At 58.4% G+C, this 17,259-nt stretch carries 16 protein-coding genes and 1 pseudogene; 11 read left to right on the top strand and 6 right to left on the bottom strand.

The window, feature by feature from the left end:
• Positions 1-34: 34 nt before the first annotated feature.
• Together ONZ54_RS15785 and ONZ54_RS15780 are read right to left on the bottom strand one after the other, a co-directional pair.
• A complete protein-coding gene (locus tag ONZ54_RS15785; RefSeq protein ID WP_059168651.1) occupies positions 35-1,681 on the bottom strand; it encodes a tetratricopeptide repeat-containing response regulator in 1,647 nt (548 codons plus the stop codon).
• Positions 1,682-1,791: 110 nt separating this feature from the next.
• A complete protein-coding gene (locus ONZ54_RS15780; protein ID WP_271786626.1) occupies positions 1,792-2,832 on the bottom strand; it encodes an FAD:protein FMN transferase in 1,041 nt (346 codons plus the stop codon).
• Between the two features lie 331 nt (positions 2,833-3,163).
• Between ONZ54_RS15780 and azu the strand changes: the two genes are divergently transcribed.
• Positions 3,164-3,604, top strand: coding sequence for an azurin (gene azu, locus ONZ54_RS15775; RefSeq protein ID WP_005312677.1), 441 nt, complete (start codon positions 3,164-3,166; stop codon positions 3,602-3,604).
• 212 nt (positions 3,605-3,816) lie between these two features.
• A complete protein-coding gene (locus tag ONZ54_RS15770; protein WP_005312679.1) occupies positions 3,817-4,020 on the top strand; it encodes a hypothetical protein in 204 nt (67 codons plus the stop codon).
• Between the two features lie 9 nt (positions 4,021-4,029).
• Here ONZ54_RS15770 and ONZ54_RS15765 read toward each other — a convergent pair whose 3' ends face one another.
• Together ONZ54_RS15765 and ONZ54_RS15760 are read right to left on the bottom strand one after the other, a co-directional pair.
• Positions 4,030-4,485: a PD-(D/E)XK nuclease superfamily protein gene (locus ONZ54_RS15765; RefSeq protein WP_155602566.1), complete on the bottom strand. Its 456-nt coding sequence runs from the start codon at positions 4,483-4,485 to the stop codon at positions 4,030-4,032.
• 106 nt (positions 4,486-4,591) lie between these two features.
• A complete protein-coding gene (locus ONZ54_RS15760) occupies positions 4,592-5,152 on the bottom strand; it encodes a HutD family protein (RefSeq protein ID WP_271786625.1) in 561 nt (186 codons plus the stop codon).
• A gap of 296 nt (positions 5,153-5,448) precedes the next feature.
• On the opposite strand from ONZ54_RS15760, the gene ONZ54_RS15755 reads away from it, so the two are divergent.
• Positions 5,449-6,417, top strand: coding sequence for a nucleoside hydrolase (locus ONZ54_RS15755; RefSeq protein ID WP_111588091.1), 969 nt, complete (start codon positions 5,449-5,451; stop codon positions 6,415-6,417).
• Between the two features lie 158 nt (positions 6,418-6,575).
• Positions 6,576-6,911, top strand: coding sequence for a DUF3634 family protein (locus tag ONZ54_RS15750; protein WP_058394273.1), 336 nt, complete (start codon positions 6,576-6,578; stop codon positions 6,909-6,911).
• A gap of 71 nt (positions 6,912-6,982) precedes the next feature.
• On the opposite strand, the gene ONZ54_RS15745 is transcribed toward ONZ54_RS15750, so the two are convergent.
• A complete protein-coding gene (locus tag ONZ54_RS15745) occupies positions 6,983-8,182 on the bottom strand; it encodes a c-type cytochrome (RefSeq protein ID WP_271786624.1) in 1,200 nt (399 codons plus the stop codon).
• Positions 8,179-10,104 carry an NAD(P)-binding protein gene (locus ONZ54_RS15740; RefSeq protein WP_005312693.1) on the bottom strand — a complete coding sequence of 642 codons (1,926 nt, stop codon included), beginning with the start codon at positions 10,102-10,104 and terminating at the stop codon, positions 8,179-8,181. Before ONZ54_RS15740 ends, ONZ54_RS15745 begins: the two co-directional genes overlap by 4 nt.
• Before the next feature lie 608 nt (positions 10,105-10,712).
• Here ONZ54_RS15740 and cyoA point away from each other — a divergent pair.
• From cyoA to ONZ54_RS15705, 7 genes and pseudogenes are all read left to right on the top strand, one after another.
• Positions 10,713-11,738, top strand: coding sequence for a cytochrome o ubiquinol oxidase subunit II (gene cyoA, locus ONZ54_RS15735; RefSeq protein WP_212539126.1), 1,026 nt, complete (start codon positions 10,713-10,715; stop codon positions 11,736-11,738).
• 3 nt (positions 11,739-11,741) lie between these two features.
• Positions 11,742-13,718 carry a cytochrome o ubiquinol oxidase subunit I gene (gene cyoB / locus ONZ54_RS15730; RefSeq protein ID WP_271786623.1) on the top strand — a complete coding sequence of 659 codons (1,977 nt, stop codon included), beginning with the start codon at positions 11,742-11,744 and terminating at the stop codon, positions 13,716-13,718.
• Between the two features lie 4 nt (positions 13,719-13,722).
• Positions 13,723-14,337: a cytochrome o ubiquinol oxidase subunit III gene (locus ONZ54_RS15725; RefSeq protein WP_005312702.1), complete on the top strand. Its 615-nt coding sequence runs from the start codon at positions 13,723-13,725 to the stop codon at positions 14,335-14,337.
• Positions 14,338-14,670 (top strand): cytochrome o ubiquinol oxidase subunit IV, encoded by a 333-nt coding sequence (locus ONZ54_RS15720; protein WP_005312705.1) that lies wholly within the window; start codon positions 14,338-14,340, stop codon positions 14,668-14,670.
• Between the two features lie 11 nt (positions 14,671-14,681).
• Positions 14,682-15,575 carry a heme o synthase gene (gene cyoE, locus ONZ54_RS15715; RefSeq protein WP_005312708.1) on the top strand — a complete coding sequence of 298 codons (894 nt, stop codon included), beginning with the start codon at positions 14,682-14,684 and terminating at the stop codon, positions 15,573-15,575.
• A gap of 13 nt (positions 15,576-15,588) precedes the next feature.
• Positions 15,589-15,690, top strand: a pseudogene (locus ONZ54_RS23350) (heme o synthase); the annotation flags it as partial.
• 166 nt (positions 15,691-15,856) lie between these two features.
• Positions 15,857-17,218 carry an MFS transporter gene (locus ONZ54_RS15705; RefSeq protein WP_271786622.1) on the top strand — a complete coding sequence of 454 codons (1,362 nt, stop codon included), beginning with the start codon at positions 15,857-15,859 and terminating at the stop codon, positions 17,216-17,218.
• Positions 17,219-17,259: the final 41 nt, after the last annotated feature.

The following is a 17,259-nucleotide window of genomic DNA, read 5'->3' as shown; positions in this document are numbered from 1 at the left end:
TGTATCAGCATAGGCGAGAGGAGCCGCTTCCGGGTCAGCTGAGCTGGGTAAACTCCTGACGCAGCTTGCGAAAACGATCCTGCTGGGCGGGATTGAGCGGTATGCCGTCCAGCACCTCCAGCGTCTCCTTGCACTCGGCACCAAACTCCGGGCTCTTGCGATTCTTCTGCATCAGTTGCAGCAGCACCTGGATCTTGTTGAGGGCGGCGCCTGTATTGGCAGGGGCGCGGCGCAGGGCCTCGCGAAAGTGGCCGAGGGCCTGCTCCAGCTCACCGCTCTGATAGGCCTTGATACCCAGTTCGTTGAGCTGCTGGTAACGCTGGCGTCGCTCCAGCACCGTCTTGTCATCCCGGGTGGCCTGGATGCAGGTGGTAAGCAGCCTGTCTTCATCCTCCGCCAGCAGTGCCTGCAGGCTCTCGGCGTATTCGAACTCGCCGAGCTGGTAGAGCGCCAGTATGGTCTCGCCCAGCAGGCTGGGGGGCATGGTGGCCGGTTGATCGAGCCAGTTCTGGTTGGCGCGATAGAGCATCTTCTTGCCCTTGAGCAGCTCCCCCAGGGCGATCTGCACCCTGGCCTGGCAGATCTGCTCGAACACCGGGTAGTTGAACTCCGCCATCATCAACGAATCGCGGATGCGAGACAGGGCCGAATTCACCTGTTTTTGCAGATTGGCGATATGGTAGCTGTCGTTGCTGTTGAGGGCGTACAGGGTCAGGGTCTGAATATAGGCCCCCAGGTAGTGGGGGGTGCGATGGATGGAGTTGCGCGACAGGTCGATGAGGGACAGCAATACATCCTTGGCCTGGGCGTAGTCGTGACGCAGCAGACACACCTCTGCCAGCCGACGGGAGAGCTGCACCGACTGGGGTGAGATATCCACCGCTCGCCTGAGCTCCTGCTGGGCCAGTTCGCCATTGCCAAGGGCCAGCTGGGATTCCGCCAGCCAGAGGTGGGCCTCCACCATCAGCGGGGTATTCTTGAGGGTTGCCTGCAGGTGGCTCACTGCCTCCTCGTTCAGGCCCAGGGTGTGGCACGCCTTGCCCAGCGTCAGCCGGGCCCAGCTGTTCTCTTGCCCGGCCAGCAGTTGGCGCATCAGGCTGCGAGCCTCCTTGGCCTGCCCCAGCTTGAGCTGGGTATCGGCTTGCAGGCAGCGGCAGAAGTTGGCAAAGCGCGGCACCGCATCGGCTCGCTCGGCGCAGATGGCCAGCAGAGCAGGCAGATCGTCCTTGGCAAGGGCGGTGAAGACGCTCTCCAGCGCCTGACGGCGGGCGAGGGCACGCTTGAGGCGAAAGGAAAACTGTTCCTGGGAGAAAGGCTTCATCAGGTATTCGTCGGGCTCTGCCTCCAGCGCGCTCAGCACCATGGCGCGGGAGCTGTCAGCGCTCACCATGATCACCACGCTCTGGGGGGGGATGAGATTCTGATCCCGCAGGCTTTCCAGCAGTTGACGCCCGTTCTCGCCGCCCCCCAGTTCGTAGTCGAGCAGATAGATGTCAAAGGTCTCTTTCTGACAGCGACGCCGGGCTTCCTCGGCCGAATTGACATAGGTGATGCGATTGATGCCCAAGTTGATCAACATGGCCTTCATCATCACTTGAAAGGATCGCTGTTCGTTGACCAGCAAGATGCGTTTGGGCTTGGGCTGGGCTTTTTTCTCTGCTTCGGGTTCCGGTGTCTGCATCTGTCAGGGTCAAGGCGCTACGGGCGGATAACAGAAGTGTGCCACCAAAGCGCGCAGACAGGCAATTGAACATGGGCTGGCCCCGCTGTTTTTCAGCGGGGCCATATGGCTTATGGCTTTTCTTGCACCAGATAAGGGGCAAACTGGGGAGTGAATTTCGCGGTAAAGCCTTGCTCCGTCTTGATGATGAGATAGGCCGCCAGCTGGTGTTCTTTGGCGAAGGCCATTGCCTGATCGGGCCCCATCACCATGAGCGCTGTATCGAGGGCGTCAGCCTCCAGCGCAGTGTTGGCAATCACGCTGGCGGAGACCAGTTTGTGGGTCACGGGGGCGCCTGTTTCCGGGTCGATAATGTGGGAGTAACGCAGGCCATCAAGCTCGTAGTAGTTGCGATAGCTGCCTGCGGTGCTGAGGGCCATGCCATTGGGGGTCACAACATCGGAGAAGGCGCCGGGTTGATCCGCCGGTTTGACAATGGCGACGCGCCAGGGCTTGCCCTTGCTGTTGTTGCCTTTGCTGCGCACGGCGCCTGCCACTTCGATGAGGTAGTTGTGGACGCCCTTGCTCTCTAGCAACACGGCTATTTCATCCGATGCGGCGCCTTCCCCCAGGGTAGAGAGATCGAGGTAGAGATCCGGGATTGCCTTGCTGAGCAGGAAGTGGTCTCCCTGCGGGGTCAGGGTCAGCTTGTCGATGCCCACTCTCTGACGCGCCTTGGCGATCTGCGCGTCACTGGGTTTCTTGAGCGGGCGCATGTCCGGCCCGAATCCCCAGAGGTTGACTAGAGGGCCCACTGTGACATCCAGCTTGCCCCGGGTGAGGTGTCCCGTATCAATGCCCTGTTGCACTATGGTTGCCATGGTGGCCGGAATCATCATGGGCTTGTTGGCTGGCCCCTGGTTGAAGCGGGAGATGAGGGAGCTCTTGTCATAGGTGGAGATCTCCTTGTTCATCCGCGCCAGCAGGGTATCAAGTTCACGCTGCAGCGCCGCCTCACCGCCCGGATAGGGATCGTTCACCGTCACCACATAGTAGGTGCCCATGGTTTTACCCTGAATGCGGGTCTGGGTAGGGGCTGGCTGGCAGGCCGTCAACATCAGCACCATAGGTAACAGCAGGCCACGCAGGGCCGACACAAAGGTGAACGACATAAGCAATATCTCTATCTCAAACAGGGCGTTGTGCCATAGGGTCGCCAGCTTAGCCAAGAGGCTTTCAGGTGGCGAGCGTCTGGCACACAAAATCGCGGACAAAATTAAACACAGGTGGGCCTATGACGAGGCCGATGCGTATCCATTCAGGCTCAAGGTCTGTTGTTAATAAGCTCAATCTGGTGACTTGACCCGCAGCTTTGCACTAAAGCCATAGCCGATTGACAACACTTGAGTAGAATAAGGTCGATTTTGACAGCATCTTTGCCCGTTGTGGATCACAGCCTGAGGCAATTGTGTTGCCATCTATTGCCAATCAAAGGAGAAGATGATGAAAAAGGCGATCACCCTGCTGTTTCTGAGCACCCTGGCGGCCCCGGTCCTGGCCGATGAGTGCGCGTTGGTCATCGAAGGCAATGATGCCATGCAGTACAACCTCAAAGAGATGAGCGTACCGGCGACCTGCAAAGAGGTGACAGTGACCCTCAACCACACCGGCAAGATGCCGGTGACCGCCATGGGCCACAACTGGGCGTTGTCGAACACCGCCGACTATCAGGCTGTCGCCACCGCCGGCATGAGCGCCGGTGCCGACAACAACTATTTGCCCAAGGATGATCCGCGGGTGCTGGCCCACACCAAGATGATTGGCGGCGGCGAGAGCACCAGCGTGACCTTCAAAACCGACGGTCTTGCCGGTAAAGACCTTACCTTCTTCTGCTCCTTCCCCGGCCACTTCGCCATGATGAAGGGCAGCTTCAAGATCGGCTAAGCCGCTTGTTCTGGTCGTCATGAAGAAAAAAGCCGGGCTGCCCCGGCTTTTTTTATGATGCGCAAACCTTGTGTCGATCGCGGATGTAGATGAGCCAAGCGATTGAATAAAAGATTCATTTCGTGATCTGGCAAGGAGTGGCCGCGCCTTGGACGGGATAAAATAGGCCGCAAGCGAGGCCTGCTGGCCCGGACACTGAATGGATGTGAGTGATGAGAGCAGTCAAATGGGTTGTCAGCTGTTGCCTGATGCTGGTGTGCGCTCTGGCGCTGGCGGCTGAGCCCCCGGTCAAGAAGAGCCGCAACGGCATCTGCCACCCTCAGGGCGGCACCTACTACAGTCGCACCAAGCACTATGTTCCCTACGACACCATGCAGGCCTGTCTCGACAGCGGTGGTCGCGCCCCCAAACGTTGAGCTAAGAGGTCATAGCCAAAGTGCAAACTCTGCCAAGTCGTAGCATTTGATATTTTTGGTGGTGTATTTGGCTGATTCAGATTTTAACCATTCGAAGGCGGCTTTTTTATGGCCTTGGCCTTCGATTAAAATAATGACATTAGGTTCGGGGGCTTTATACGCACTTTGTAAAAAGAAAGGAAATTTGCGATCAACAGAGCCGGAAACTTGTTGTTGATGAGGCTCTATTCGAGTTAGTCCATCAACTGGGTGGTTAATTACAAAAGCACTTATGGCTTTAAGTCCATAGAGATCTTCATAAGGCACTCTAGACTTGAATGTTTTGTGGTTCGATAGATGATTATCTTCAACGTATTGAAATTCTTCTAGAATATCTCTCATTCTTTTCTGAAGTTGTTGATTGCTTTTTTCTTCTTCAGTGGTGAGTTCAGGTGGTGTTTCAAACCCATCAAATGTGTATTGCATAGGATCTCTCATCACAAAAACATAGAGAGATCCATATTACTCCACCATTAATAAGATTCAATATGGTGGAGTGTTTTTTGAGCATGGCCCCAAAAGATCAAATTTATTAAATAATTGATTGTAAGGTAAAGAAGGCGATTGCCGTCTTCTTCTGGCACTCCAGCCGTATGCTCTCCTCACCGGTCACCACCAGGGTGTCGTTGACCGCCAAGGCCTGATCCTGAACCGTGAGCTGACCGCTCAGCAGATGGCAGAGGTAGGTTTTGTCGGCCTCCAGGGCCAGGGTGAGGGGAAACGGCAGATTGAGCACCCGTACGTTGGCGCTGATGCGCGAGGGATCGTAGATGAGCCCCAGATCCGTCACCTCTTTTTTCAGCAAGGCGCAGTGGGTCTCGTCATCCCCGCTGAAATGGGCCGCTTCAAGGGTGGCGTAAGGATGGCCGTTGAGCACGAAGCCGGCGCCGCTGACGGGCAGCAGGATACGCTGATAACCGGGGAAACGAGAGAATACACCGGCTTCCTTGATGGGGGCCGAGCTCAGCCGGTAGTCAAAGTCGAGTTTGTCCAGAGTCGCTCCCTTGGGAGAGATGAGGATCTGGGCTGTGGTGCCCTGCTTGTTCTTCCAGGGCATCTTCAGCTGGTCCGACTCTTTAATCAGGGTGATCACAATGGCGCCTCGGCAGATGGATGAGAGAAGTGGTCAATGAGGCCAAGTGATACCATTCCGCACGGCGGCTCACAAGGCGGCAGGTATCCGCGGCCGTCTGGTTGCCCACTATTTCAGCACTCTTTCGCTGCGCAGGCCGGCTGTCAGGTTACCGGCCTGCCTCTGCCACCCGTTCTGCTCAAGAAGACGCCACTCGACCCGGTCTAGGGGAAGGCAATCGTCAGGGTGTGATCACAGCGCTGTTAAACGGGCAGGGTGTCGTTACACTGGCAGCTCCGTTGTTGTCTGGAGGCCCTATGAGCCACAAAATCATTCTGGATACCGACCCGGGTATCGACGACGCCATGGCAATTCTGTTTGCCGAGGCGCACCCCGCCATCGATCTCATCGCCATCACTACCGTCTTTGGCAACGCCACCATCGATAATGGCACCCGCAATGCACTCTGGCTCAAGCAGAAGTACGGCATGAAGGCAGATGTCGCCCAGGGCGCGGCCGCGCCGTTGCTGCGCGATCCCGTGGGGCCGACCACTGTCGTGCACGGCCCGAGTGGTTTCGGCGATGTCGAGGCCGGGGAGGTGAGCCTCATCCCGGATGCCCGCCCGGCGTGGCAATACATAGTCGACGCGGTGAAAGCCGCCCCCGGCGAGATCACTCTGGTCACCATAGGGCCGCTCACCAACCTGGCGCTGGCGCTGCAGGAGGCGCCGGAGATCACCGGGTTGGTAAAGCAGGTGGTGGTGATGGGCGGTGCCTTTGGCGTCAACGGTCATCGCGGCAACGTGACCCCCTATGCCGAGGCCAATATCCACGACGATCCCGATGCCGCCGACCGGGTGTTTACCGCCAACTGGCCCGTGGTGATCATAGGGCTGGATGTGACCCAGCAGAGCTTCTTCAGCAGTGGCTATCTGGATGCGCTGCGCGATGAGGCGGGCGAGCCGGGCCGCTTCCTGTGGGAGGTGAGCCGTTTCTATCTGCGCTTCTACTCGGAGCGCATCGGCCTGGATGGTTGTCACGTACACGATCCCTCCGCCATCGCCTACGTGATCGATCCGACTCTGTTCACCCTGAGAAAGGGGCCTGTGCGGGTGATCAACAGTGGCCCCGCCATCGGTCATACCCTGCAAAAGTTCGATGACAAATCCCATCCTCATGACGGTTGGGCCGACTATCGTGCCCAGCATGTGGGGGTGGCGGTGCGGGATCAGGCGCTGCTGGCGCTCTATCGCGACACCCTGGTGGCCTGGGGCAAGGATTGCTGACCTGCGTAGGGTGACTGAACGCAAGGTGAGTCGACGGCTGTGATCCGCGCCAAACATTCCGCGAGTGGGGCCGCTTATACTGTCTGACAGCAAGACGTCAGCGGGGGTGGAAATAGCCTGGAGTGACGTGCTGACATTGAGTCGTTAGGAGGGAAGAGATGGCCTGGTTATCCTTGTTGGTGGCAATTGCCCTGATCGGGTGGTTGATGACGCTGGGGCGGGGAGCCCTGTTCGAAATCCGGTTGCAAGCGGACAAGGTGGTGGTCAAGCGGGGCAAGGTATCCCCCGCGTTTTTGGCCCAGGCCAGGCAGATCCTGCACCACGATCCCGTGCGGGGCCGCATCCTGGGTCAGCGGGACGGGCACGGGGTCAAGCTGGTCTTCTCCCGTTCGATCCCGGAGCCAGTCGCCCAGCGTTTTCGCAATATCTTCCCTTACGCCGATTACCACCAGTCAGCTGTGTCTACCCAAGGTCCCAAGTCCCGCAAGGGCTGACGCCCTGATGGCACACAGCAAACGGGCCTCCATGGGAGGCCCGTTTTTTATGGCGAAGGTCAGTAGTCGTGCTACTCGTGCAGCTCGCGCTGGGCCTTGACGGCTGCCGGTTTGATGGCGGCTCCTTCATTGCCCCAGGAGGCGCGCAGCGTATTGGCCAGCGCGGCCATCTGCTCGTCGTTGAGGGTCCATCCATAACCTGGCATGTGGTAGCCGAGATGGCGCTGAGTGATCGGGGTCTCGGCGCCGTGCAGCAGCACGTTGAGCAGGCTGGAGGGGTCATCGGCCAGCACAGTCTGGTTGCCCACCAGTGAAGGAATGACGTGGTCATTGCCTTCACCGTTGACCCCGTGACAGGTCGAGCAGTACATGGCGTAGTCTGCCTCGCCGCCCGCGCTGGCGTAAGCCCGGTTGCCCTGGCTCACCGGCGTGTCGTCACTGAGCTCGGTGAGATAGGTGGCGATGCTGGCCAGATCGGCGTCGCTGAAGTACTGGCTGCTGTGAGTGATCACTTCCGCCATGGGGCCAGAAACGGCCTGATGCTGGCTGAGGCCGGTTTTCAGCAAATCGATGATCGCCTGCTTGTCGTACCGGGCACCGCGGATGTTGGGGGCATACCAGCCATCGAGCGTTGCACCGCTCAGATAGAGGGGGTCTGCCTCGGTCAGGGCCTTTTCCTGCATGCCGAGCCCGCGCGGGGTGTGGCAGCTGCCACAGTGACCGGCACCCTGCACCAGATAGGCGCCGCGATTCCACTGCTCGCTCTTGCCCGCTACCGGGGTGAAGCGACTGTCATCGTGATAGAGCCAGTTCCAGCCCATCAGCGGCCAGCGCATATTGAGCGGCCAGGGGATGTCGCTCTCCTTGTTGGCCACCGCCAGCGGGGGAACCTCCTTCATCAGGTAGTGATAGAGATCTTCAAGATCCTTATCGCTCATCTTGGCGTATGCGGTGTAGGGCATGGCCGGATAGAGCTGGTGACCATCCCTGGCCACCCCTTCGCGCATCACCTTGATGAACTCCGGCAGGCTGTAGTTGCCGATGCCGTGGGTCTTGTCAGGGGTGATGTTGGTGGCGAAGACTGTGCCTATGGGGGTCGGGAAGCCCTTGCCACCGGCAAGCGGGGCACTGGCCTCGCTGGTGTGGCAGGCGGCGCAATCCCCCAGCTTGGAAATATACTCGCCTGCCGACATGGCGGAGCCCGCCAGCGCAGGTTGGGCCGCCATGGCTGCCAGCAGGGCGGTGGCGGTCAGTGACAGGGCGCGGATCATTGGGCACCTCCTTTTTGCATGGCGACCAGCTCGTTGACCGCGCGCCAGGCCTGATCGATGGCGGAGTGGGCGTAGGGGCTCCAGTCTGAGTCGGAGTTGGCGATAGTGATGTTGCCGATGGGCTGACGACCCAGCTCAATCCATTTTTCGCACTGCGCTTCGTCATCAAACAGGGTATTGGTGATGTAGGAGTAGCCGTGGGACCAGCGGTTGACCGTGATGGCGAGGATGTCCTGCTCATGGTTGAAACCGGCGCTGCCCAGCATTCCCTGCAGTTGTTCGCGGATCATCTGTTCGTGTTGCTCGAACGGCATGCCGAGGATCATGGCGCGTCCCTTGCGGGACTGTTCGCGAGCCGACAGGCCGCTGCCCGGCAGGGTTGGCACATAGACCATGTGCAGACACATGGGCTGATCCGGATTCTTGGGATGCTCGTAGCCGCCGAGGTTGACTGGGTAGTCCAGCTTGACCCGGCTGTAGGGCGCCGCAGGGGAGTAGACCTCGTGTACCCCCAGCTTGACGAAGGATTGCCAGTTCTTGATCACCACCTTGGTGTAGACCAGCGGCGCCTTGGCGTTCTGGCGCAGCGCCTCCTTCTGGGGCTCTGCCATCTCCGGCACCATGTAGGGGATCATCATGTTGTAGCCGGCCATGACTGACTGTTTGGCCCGCACCCTATGGAGCTTGCCCTCCTTGATGTAGGTGACATCCACCCCAGTGCTGCCATCGGTGCGGCGGATGTTCTTCGCCTGCAGCGCCGTGCTGCCAAGGCGCAGTTGCACCTTGTGCTCCGGCAGATCGAGCTTGCCGTAGTCAAACTTGGCCAGCACCACATCCTGCATGGTGTGGCCCGGCGCCACCTGAGGGATCAGCTTGCGTACCATCAGGCGGGTGAGGCCGGCGTTGCCATCCGGGAAGTGGAAGATGTAGGGATCGTCCAGCTCCGCCTGCTCCTCGGCATCGAGAGGAGTGAGATCCAGCCCGTCGAAGCCAGGCAGGGCACAGAGGCGCGCATCGGCGCAGGCGGTGGCATCGATACCGACTGCCTGGAAGTCGTTGGTGCGCTGCTGGAAGTAAGTGATTGCACGCTCGCTCAGGCCCACCTTGTCTCGCAGGAAGCTGGTGTAGCTGTTGCGGGTCATCCAGAGGTCTTTCTCCTCCCGGCTCATGCCACTGAGGTAGTCGATCTTCTCTTCGTGCAGGGCCAGCAAGGCTGCACGGTCGCGCTCATCGAGCGGGAAGTCACCGATGAATTCGGCCAGGGGGCGGCCGTTGAGGCGATCCCGGGGGATGTCGTCGGCCACATTGTGGCCAGGGTCACCGCTCACCACCTTGTTGACGCCAAAGTGCTTCTCGTCGAAGTAGACGCCGCGGCTCAGGCCCAGATCCGGATAGAAGGTCTGCTGGAAGCCGGCGGCCAGTTCGTCGATGTTCACCTCGAGCGTCTTGAGTAGGCCGAGTGCGATGGGGCTGTAGACGGAGCGCGGCGATTGCAGGGATTCGCTGCCGCCGTAACCCAGCCGCAGGCCATCGGGGGTTGTAAACTCGTTGCGCTTGGCGTGGCCGCCGAAGTCGTCGTGGTTGTCCAGCAGCAGGATCTTTTTATCCGCGCCGAGCAACTGCTGATAGAAGCAGGCGGCGGCCAGACCGCTGATCCCGGCACCGACGATCACCAGATCGTACTCCCCCTCGAGGGGAACATTGGCGAAGTCATACTGCTTGCCGTCGCGGGCTATGCTGTGGGCCGGTTCAAAGGAGCCCGGGTGGTTGCCGCGCAACCCTGTGAGGGCGGGCGGATAGGCAAGCGTCTTGTCGGCCAGCGCCTTGCCGCCCTCTGCCGCCTGCAACAGATTGATGGGGGCGATGCCTGCCGCTATGGTGATGGCTACGCCGTTGAGAAAGTCTCTGCGTGTGATACTCATGGCAATCCCTGTGGTATGAAGAGTCAAATGGGGAATGGGATAGGGTCGGTTTCGTTACTGGCTTGGCAACGAAGGGGCGCAACCTAACGCCATATCCGGATGGAGTCCATGGGTTTGATAATAACTTATTAAACAAGATGATGACGGTTGTGATGAAGCAGACCCGATGAAATGCATGAGACAGGTATGTTCAGGAGATAGTCTCACCAAGAGCATGGAATTAACTTGAGCGTATTTTGATTAATTAAGGGTCTATAAGAGTCTTTATATCTGCTTTTTATGTGGTTATTTCCATTGTTGAAAACAGGGCCGCTTGCAGCTGATGTAAATACAAGAAAAGTCATTTAACCGCATTAAATAAAGGGTTTAAAACTGACTGTTCACTTGCCGAGCTAATTCTGATTGAAATGAAATCAATGTTGCTGGTGAATAATTGCACAGTCATTATGAAAATGGCGGCTGTCAAGGCATTAACATACATCACAGGTCACCTCCAAACAGAAAACAACTTGCAGATTAATTTCCCACCTTGTTTACATCCATTCTCAATGCAATATAATGATGCGCTTTTTTTATACCTTTACGCCTGCGAATGATGAGGACACTGCATGAGACCTTTTGAATTAAAGAGGGGCTTGGGTGCTTTGCTGTTGATCGCATCGGCCAGCTTGCTGACCGGCTGCGACATGGCGTTGATGAACCCCAAAGGGCAGATTGGTCTGGAGCAGAAATCACTGATATTAACCGCCTTGGGGCTGATGTTAATTGTGGTGATCCCTGTGATTATTATGGCAGTGGTATTTGCCCGTAAATACAGGGCATCCAATACCGACGCCAAATATACCCCGGATTGGTCTCACTCCAACAAGATTGAAGCGGTTGTCTGGACCGTTCCCGTCATTATCGTCGTCATTCTGGCGACCATCACCTGGAAAACATCCCACGAGCTAGACCCTTACAAGCCGCTCGATTCCGAGGTCAAACCGATCCTGGTTGATGTTATTTCCCTCGACTGGAAATGGTTGTTTGTCTACCCGGAGTTGGGGATTGCCTCGGTCAATGAATTGGCCTTCCCGATCAACACGCCGGTGAATTTCCGGGTGACGTCTGACACCGTCATGAACTCCTTCTTCATTCCCAAACTGGGCGGGCAAATTTATGCCATGGCCGGTATGCAGACCAAGCTGCATCTCATCGCCAATGAAGCCGGGAAATATGACGGCATCTCCAGCAGCTATAGCGGTGCCGGTTTCTCCGGGATGAAGTTCAAGGCCATCGCCACGCAGGATCAGGCAGGTTTCGACGCCTGGGTCGCCAAGGTGAAACAGTCGCCCAAGCAGCTCACCACAATGGCGGAGTTCGATGCCCTGGCCAAGCCGACCGAATACCATCCGGTGGAGTATTTCTCCAGCGCCGATCCGGCACTGTTCGTCAACCTGATCAACAAGTTCATGGGTGACATGGGCCACGGTGAGCATAAAGGGATGGCGCACGGCGAGACCATGGATCACACCACCATGGATCAGCAAACAATGAACCATGACGCCATGGCGCATGACGCACAAATGGATCATGCCGGGCATATGACGATGCCGACGGATGACAACTCTGTGAAAGCGGGATCCGAGGAATAACTGATGTTTGGAAAATTAACGCTCGATGCCATTCCGTACCATGAACCCATCATCATGGTGACTGTGGCCGGTATCATTCTGGGTGGCCTCGGCATTGCCGGGCTGATCACCTATTTCGGCAAGTGGCAGTATCTGTGGAAAGAGTGGTTCACCTCGGTCGACCACAAGCGTCTGGGGGTCATGTATCTGATCCTCGGCATGATCATGCTGCTGCGCGGCTTTGCCGATGCGGTGATGATGCGTACCCAGCAGGTGATGGCCTCGGCCGGTGACGATGGCATTTTGCCGCCCCACCACTACGACCAGATCTTCACCGCTCACGGTGTCATCATGATCTTCTTCGTGGCCATGCCGCTGGTAATAGGTCTGATGAACATAGTGGTGCCGCTGCAGATCGGTGCCCGTGATGTGGCCTTCCCCTTCCTCAACAACATCAGCTTCTGGTTCACCGCCGCCGCCGTTGTGTTGATCAACGTCTCCCTGGCGGTCGGCGAGTTTGCCCAGACCGGCTGGCTGGCGTATCCGCCACTCTCGGGTCTGGAATACAGCCCGGGGGTCGGGGTGGATTACTGGATCTGGAGTCTGCAGATCTCGGGGCTGGGTACCTTGCTGACCGGCGTCAACTTCTTTGCCACCATCATCAAGATGCGTGCCCCCGGCATGACCATGATGCGGCTGCCGGTGTTCACCTGGACTGCCTTGTGCGCCAACATTTTGATCATTGCCTCCTTCCCGATCCTGACCGTCACTGTGGCACTGCTCACCGCTGACCGTTATCTCGGCACCCATTTCTTTACCAATGACATGGGTGGCAACATGATGATGTACATCAACCTCATCTGGGCCTGGGGCCATCCCGAGGTGTATATCCTGGTACTGCCGGTGTTCGGGATCTTCTCGGAAGTGGTGGCGACCTTCTGCAAGAAGAAGTTGTTCGGTTACACCTCGCTGGTGTGGGCGACCATCGCCATTACCGTGCTCTCCTTCGTGGTCTGGTTGCACCACTTCTTTACCATGGGGTCCGGCGCCAACGTGAATGCCTTCTTCGGCATCACCACCATGATCATCTCCATCCCGACCGGGGTGAAGATCTTCAACTGGCTGTTCACCATGTACCGTGGTCGCATCGAGTTCACCTCGCCCATGCTGTGGACCATAGGGTTCATCATCACCTTCACCATAGGTGGCATGACGGGGGTACTACTGTCGGTACCGGCTGCGAACTTCGTGCTGCACAACAGCCTGTTCCTGATCGCCCACTTCCACAACGTCATCATCGGCGGCGTGGTGTTTGGCTGCTTCGCCGGTATCACCTACTGGTTCCCCAAGGCGTTCGGCTTCACCCTGGATGAAACCTGGGGCAAGCGCTCCTTCTGGTTCTGGATTGTCGGCTTCTTCGTGGCCTTCATGCCGCTCTACGTACTGGGCTTCATGGGCATGACCCGTCGGGTCAGCCAGCAGCTGGATCCGGCCTTCCACCCCTGGCTGGTCGTGGCCGCCGTGGGCGCCGGCCTGATTGCCATTGGCGTCTTGTGCCAGGTGATCCAGGTGGTGGTCAGTATCCGTGACCGCGAGAAGAATCGCGATCTGACTGGTGATCCCTGGGGTGGCCGTACCCTGGAGTGGGCGACCTCTTCACCACCGCCCTTCTACAACTTCGCCATCGAGCCGACCATCACAGGTCTGGATGCATTCTGGGAAGCCAAGCAAAACGGCACCGCCTATCAGCAGCCCAAGCAGTATGCGCCGATCCACATGCCCAAAAACACAGGGGCGGGTGTCATCATCGCAGGCTTCAGTGCCCTGTTCGGCTTTGCCATGATCTGGCACATCTGGTGGATGGCGATTGCCGCCTTCGTCGCCATGATTGCCACCTGGATCATCCACAGCTTCAACGATGATGTGGACTACTACGTGCAGGTTGACGAGATCGAACGCATCGAAGGTCAGCATTTTGCCAACATCAACAAGGGGGCGTGACGCCATGGCGACCGACGTTCTACATCACACTCACGAGGGTGCCCATGACCATGGGCACCATGATGCCGGAGCCAACAAGGTATTCGGTTTCTGGATCTACCTGATGAGTGACTGCATCCTGTTTGCATGTCTGTTTGCAACCTATGCAGTCCTGGTCAACGGCACCGCCGGCGGCCCCAGCGGCAAGGATATTTTCGAACTGCCGTTCGTGTTTGCCGAAACCATGCTGCTGCTGTTTAGCAGCATCACCTTCGGCTTTGCCATGCTGGCCATGAACAAGGGCCGTGCCGCTGCCGTCAATGGCTGGCTGCTGGTGACCTTTGTGCTGGGCGCAGGCTTCATCGCGATGGAAATCTACGAATTCCATCACCTGATTGCCGAGGGTTATGGCCCGGATCGCAGCGCCTTCCTCTCCGCCTTCTTCACCCTGGTTGGCACTCACGGCATCCACGTGACCAGCGGCCTCATCTGGCTGATCGTCATGATGGTGCTGGTGGCCAAGAAGGGGCTGACTGATCGCACCCGTTCCCGTCTGATGTGCCTGAGCCTGTTCTGGCACTTCCTGGACGTGGTGTGGATCTGCGTGTTTACCGTGGTCTATCTGATGGGAGCAATGTAAATGAGCACTCATAGCGTTGACAATCATGGCGCCAGCCACGGCAGTGCCAAGAGCTATCTGATCGGCTTCGTGCTGTCAGTCATACTGACCGCCATCCCGTTCTGGATGGTGATGGACGGGGGCTTCACCCACCAGACCATGCTGATCACAGTGGTGGCCATGGCGGTGGTGCAGATCTTCGTACATCTGGTCTACTTCCTGCACATGAACACCTCGTCCGAGGAGCGCTGGAACCTGGTGGCACTGGTGTTTACCGTGCTCATCATCGCCATCGTGGTCGTGGGTTCCCTGTGGATCATGTACAACCTCAACATCAACATGATGGTTCACTGAGCAGGTTGGCAATGATGATGAAGCAATACCTGCAAGTGACCAAGCCGGGCATCATCTTCGGTAACCTCATCTCGGTTATCGGCGGATTCCTGCTGGCGTCCAAGGGGAGCCTGGATGTGCCCCTGTTCATCCTGACCATGGCCGGTGTCTCACTGGTGGTGGCCTCCGGTTGTGTGTTCAACAACTACATAGACAGGGACATCGACTGCATCATGGAGCGTACCAAAAACCGCGCTCTGGTGAGGGGGCTTATCGCCCCCGGCGTCTCGCTCTGGTATGCGAGCGCGCTCGGTGTTGCGGGCATTGCACTGCTCTACTGGGCGGCCAATCCGTTGGCCGCCTTGCTGGCGGTGCTGGGCTTCATTGTCTATGTAGGGGTCTACAGCCTCTACATGAAGCGTCATTCTGTCTATGGCACCCTGGTTGGCAGCCTTTCGGGTGCCGCGCCACCCGTCATCGGCTACTGCGCCGTGAGCGGCCAGTTCGACTCGGGGGCCCTGATACTGCTGGCGATCTTCAGCCTGTGGCAGATGCCGCACTCCTATGCGATTGCCATCTTCCGCTTCAAGGATTATCAGGCGGCCAACATTCCGGTACTGCCGGTGGTGAAGGGGATTGTCGTGGCCAAACACCACATCACCCTCTACATACTGGCCTTCATGGTGCCGACCCTGATGTTGTTCCTCGGCGGTTACGCCGGTTACAAGTATCTGATCGTGGCCACTGCGGTCAGCGTCTGGTGGCTGGGCATGGCACTTTCAGGTTACAAGCAGGCGGTCGATGACTCCCTCTGGGCCCGCAAGCTGTTCATGTTCTCCATCGTCACCATTACTTGCCTGAGCGTGATGATGTCGGTGGACTTCCAGCCGGACGCGACGCCGGTATTGGTGAGCATGCTGCCGTGATCCTGACGCTGACATGTTCTCCATCGTCGTCGTCATCTTCACTTGCCTGAGCGTGATGATGTCGGTGGACTTCCAGCCGGACGCCGCGCCCGTGCTGGTGAGCATGCTGCCCTGATAGTGTGAACTGCACCCCTAAATGCATGAAATCCAGAGCCGGGAACCTTCCCGGCTCTGTTATTATGAGGCCCGCCCTCTGGGGCGCATTGTCGGCTTTTTCGGGTGCGGCGTGCTTTGTCATCCGCCCCTTTTCTCTGCTCTCTCTTTGACCTATCGAGGCCATCATGAATGATTTCACCATGACGAGGGGCGAGCGCCGCGCCACCTGGGCGCTCGGCTCCGTCTTTTCTTTGCGCATGCTCGGCATGTTTATGGTGCTGCCGGTGCTGACTACCTATGGCATGTCACTGGCCGGCGCCTCCGAAGCCCTGATTGGTCTGGCCATCGGCATCTATGGCATGACCCAGGCGCTGTTCCAGATCCCGTTCGGCCTGCTCTCTGATCGCATCGGCAGAAAGCCCTTGATCGTCGGCGGCCTGCTGATGTTTGCGTTGGGCAGCGTGATCGCGGCACTGACTCACTCCATTTGGGGCGTCATCCTCGGCCGCGCCTTGCAGGGCAGCGGTGCCATCTCGGCCGCCGTCATGGCGCTGCTGTCAGATCTCACCCGTGAGCAGAACCGCACCAAGGCGATGGCTTTTATCGGGGTGAGCTTTGGCATCACCTTCGCCATTGCCATGGTGACGGGCCCCCTGATTACCCATGCGCTGGGGCTCTCCGGCCTGTTCTGGCTGATAGCCTTGCTGGCCCTTGGGGGCATTGGCATCACCCTCTGGCTGGTGCCGACCCCGACCAGTCATCTGCTCAACCGCGAGTCCAGCATGGTCAGGGGAGGGATGCGCACCGTGCTTACCAACCCGCGCCTGCTCAAACTCAACCTCGGCATTTTGTGCGTCCATACCCTGCTGATGTCGAGCTTCGTGGCGCTGCCGCCGCTGCTCGAACAAGCCGGTCTGCCCCGCGACAGTCAGTGGCAGGCCTATCTGGTCACCATGCTGGTCGCCTTTGTGAGCGTGGTGCCGTTCATCATCTATGCCGAGAAGCACCGCCAGATGAAGCGGGTATTCCAGGCTTGCGTGCTGGTGATGCTGATCGCCGAAGTGGTGCTGTGGCAGGCCGGGTTGCAGCTGTGGGGCCTGCTCGCCGGGTTGCAGCTCTTCTTTATCGGTTTCAACGTAATGGAGGCCCTGCTGCCATCCCTCATCAGCAAGGAGTCGCCCCCCGGTTACAAGGGCACCGCCATGGGGGTCTACTCCACCAGCCAGTTTATTGGCGTGGCTCTTGGTGGCAGCCTGGGCGGGCTCTTTTACAGTCTGGGAGGCGGTGCACTGGTGTTTGGTTGCTGCGCCCTGCTGGCCCTGATCTGGCTCGGTGTGAGCCTGACCATGCAGGAGCCCCCCTATGTGAGCAGCCTGCGCATCGTGCTGCCGGAAGGTGTGGAGGCGAGTCCGGCGCTGGAGCAGAAGATCCGCGCCTGCGAGGGGGTGAGCGATGTGATGCTGGCCAGTGCAGAGCGCTCTGTGTACGTGAAAATCGATGCCAAGCGCCTCACTCGCCAGGATCTGGAGCAGTTGGTCGCCGCCTGATCTCTTTGTGCCATCGATAAAGAAGCCCGCCAATTCGGCGG

The sequence above is a fragment of the Aeromonas salmonicida genome (assembly GCF_028355655.1).
Classification (GTDB): domain Bacteria; phylum Pseudomonadota; class Gammaproteobacteria; order Enterobacterales; family Aeromonadaceae; genus Aeromonas; species Aeromonas salmonicida.
Note: the sequence above shows the minus strand (reverse complement) of the source record. Positions and strands in the feature narration are given on the sequence as shown.

Excerpts from the sequence above, each read along its gene's own strand:
- ONZ54_RS15770 (WP_005312679.1), top strand. The coding sequence starts at position 3,817 with ATGAGAGCAGTCAAATGGGTTGTCAGCTGTTGCCTGATGCTGGTGTGC.
- cyoB (WP_271786623.1), top strand. The coding sequence starts at position 11,742 with ATGTTTGGAAAATTAACGCTCGATGCCATTCCGTACCATGAACCCATC.
- azu (WP_005312677.1), top strand. The coding sequence starts at position 3,164 with ATGAAAAAGGCGATCACCCTGCTGTTTCTGAGCACCCTGGCGGCCCCG.
- cyoE (WP_005312708.1), top strand. The coding sequence starts at position 14,682 with ATGATGATGAAGCAATACCTGCAAGTGACCAAGCCGGGCATCATCTTC.
- cyoA (WP_212539126.1), top strand. The coding sequence starts at position 10,713 with ATGAGACCTTTTGAATTAAAGAGGGGCTTGGGTGCTTTGCTGTTGATC.
- ONZ54_RS15755 (WP_111588091.1), top strand. The coding sequence starts at position 5,449 with ATGAGCCACAAAATCATTCTGGATACCGACCCGGGTATCGACGACGCC.
- ONZ54_RS15780 (WP_271786626.1), bottom strand. The coding sequence starts at position 2,832 with ATGTCGTTCACCTTTGTGTCGGCCCTGCGTGGCCTGCTGTTACCTATG.
- ONZ54_RS15720 (WP_005312705.1), top strand. The coding sequence starts at position 14,338 with ATGAGCACTCATAGCGTTGACAATCATGGCGCCAGCCACGGCAGTGCC.
- ONZ54_RS15750 (WP_058394273.1), top strand. The coding sequence starts at position 6,576 with ATGGCCTGGTTATCCTTGTTGGTGGCAATTGCCCTGATCGGGTGGTTG.
- ONZ54_RS15745 (WP_271786624.1), bottom strand. The coding sequence starts at position 8,182 with ATGATCCGCGCCCTGTCACTGACCGCCACCGCCCTGCTGGCAGCCATG.
- ONZ54_RS15705 (WP_271786622.1), top strand. The coding sequence starts at position 15,857 with ATGAATGATTTCACCATGACGAGGGGCGAGCGCCGCGCCACCTGGGCG.
- ONZ54_RS15740 (WP_005312693.1), bottom strand. The coding sequence starts at position 10,104 with ATGAGTATCACACGCAGAGACTTTCTCAACGGCGTAGCCATCACCATA.
- ONZ54_RS15725 (WP_005312702.1), top strand. The coding sequence starts at position 13,723 with ATGGCGACCGACGTTCTACATCACACTCACGAGGGTGCCCATGACCAT.
- ONZ54_RS15765 (WP_155602566.1), bottom strand. The coding sequence starts at position 4,485 with ATGCAATACACATTTGATGGGTTTGAAACACCACCTGAACTCACCACT.
- ONZ54_RS15785 (WP_059168651.1), bottom strand. The coding sequence starts at position 1,681 with ATGCAGACACCGGAACCCGAAGCAGAGAAAAAAGCCCAGCCCAAGCCC.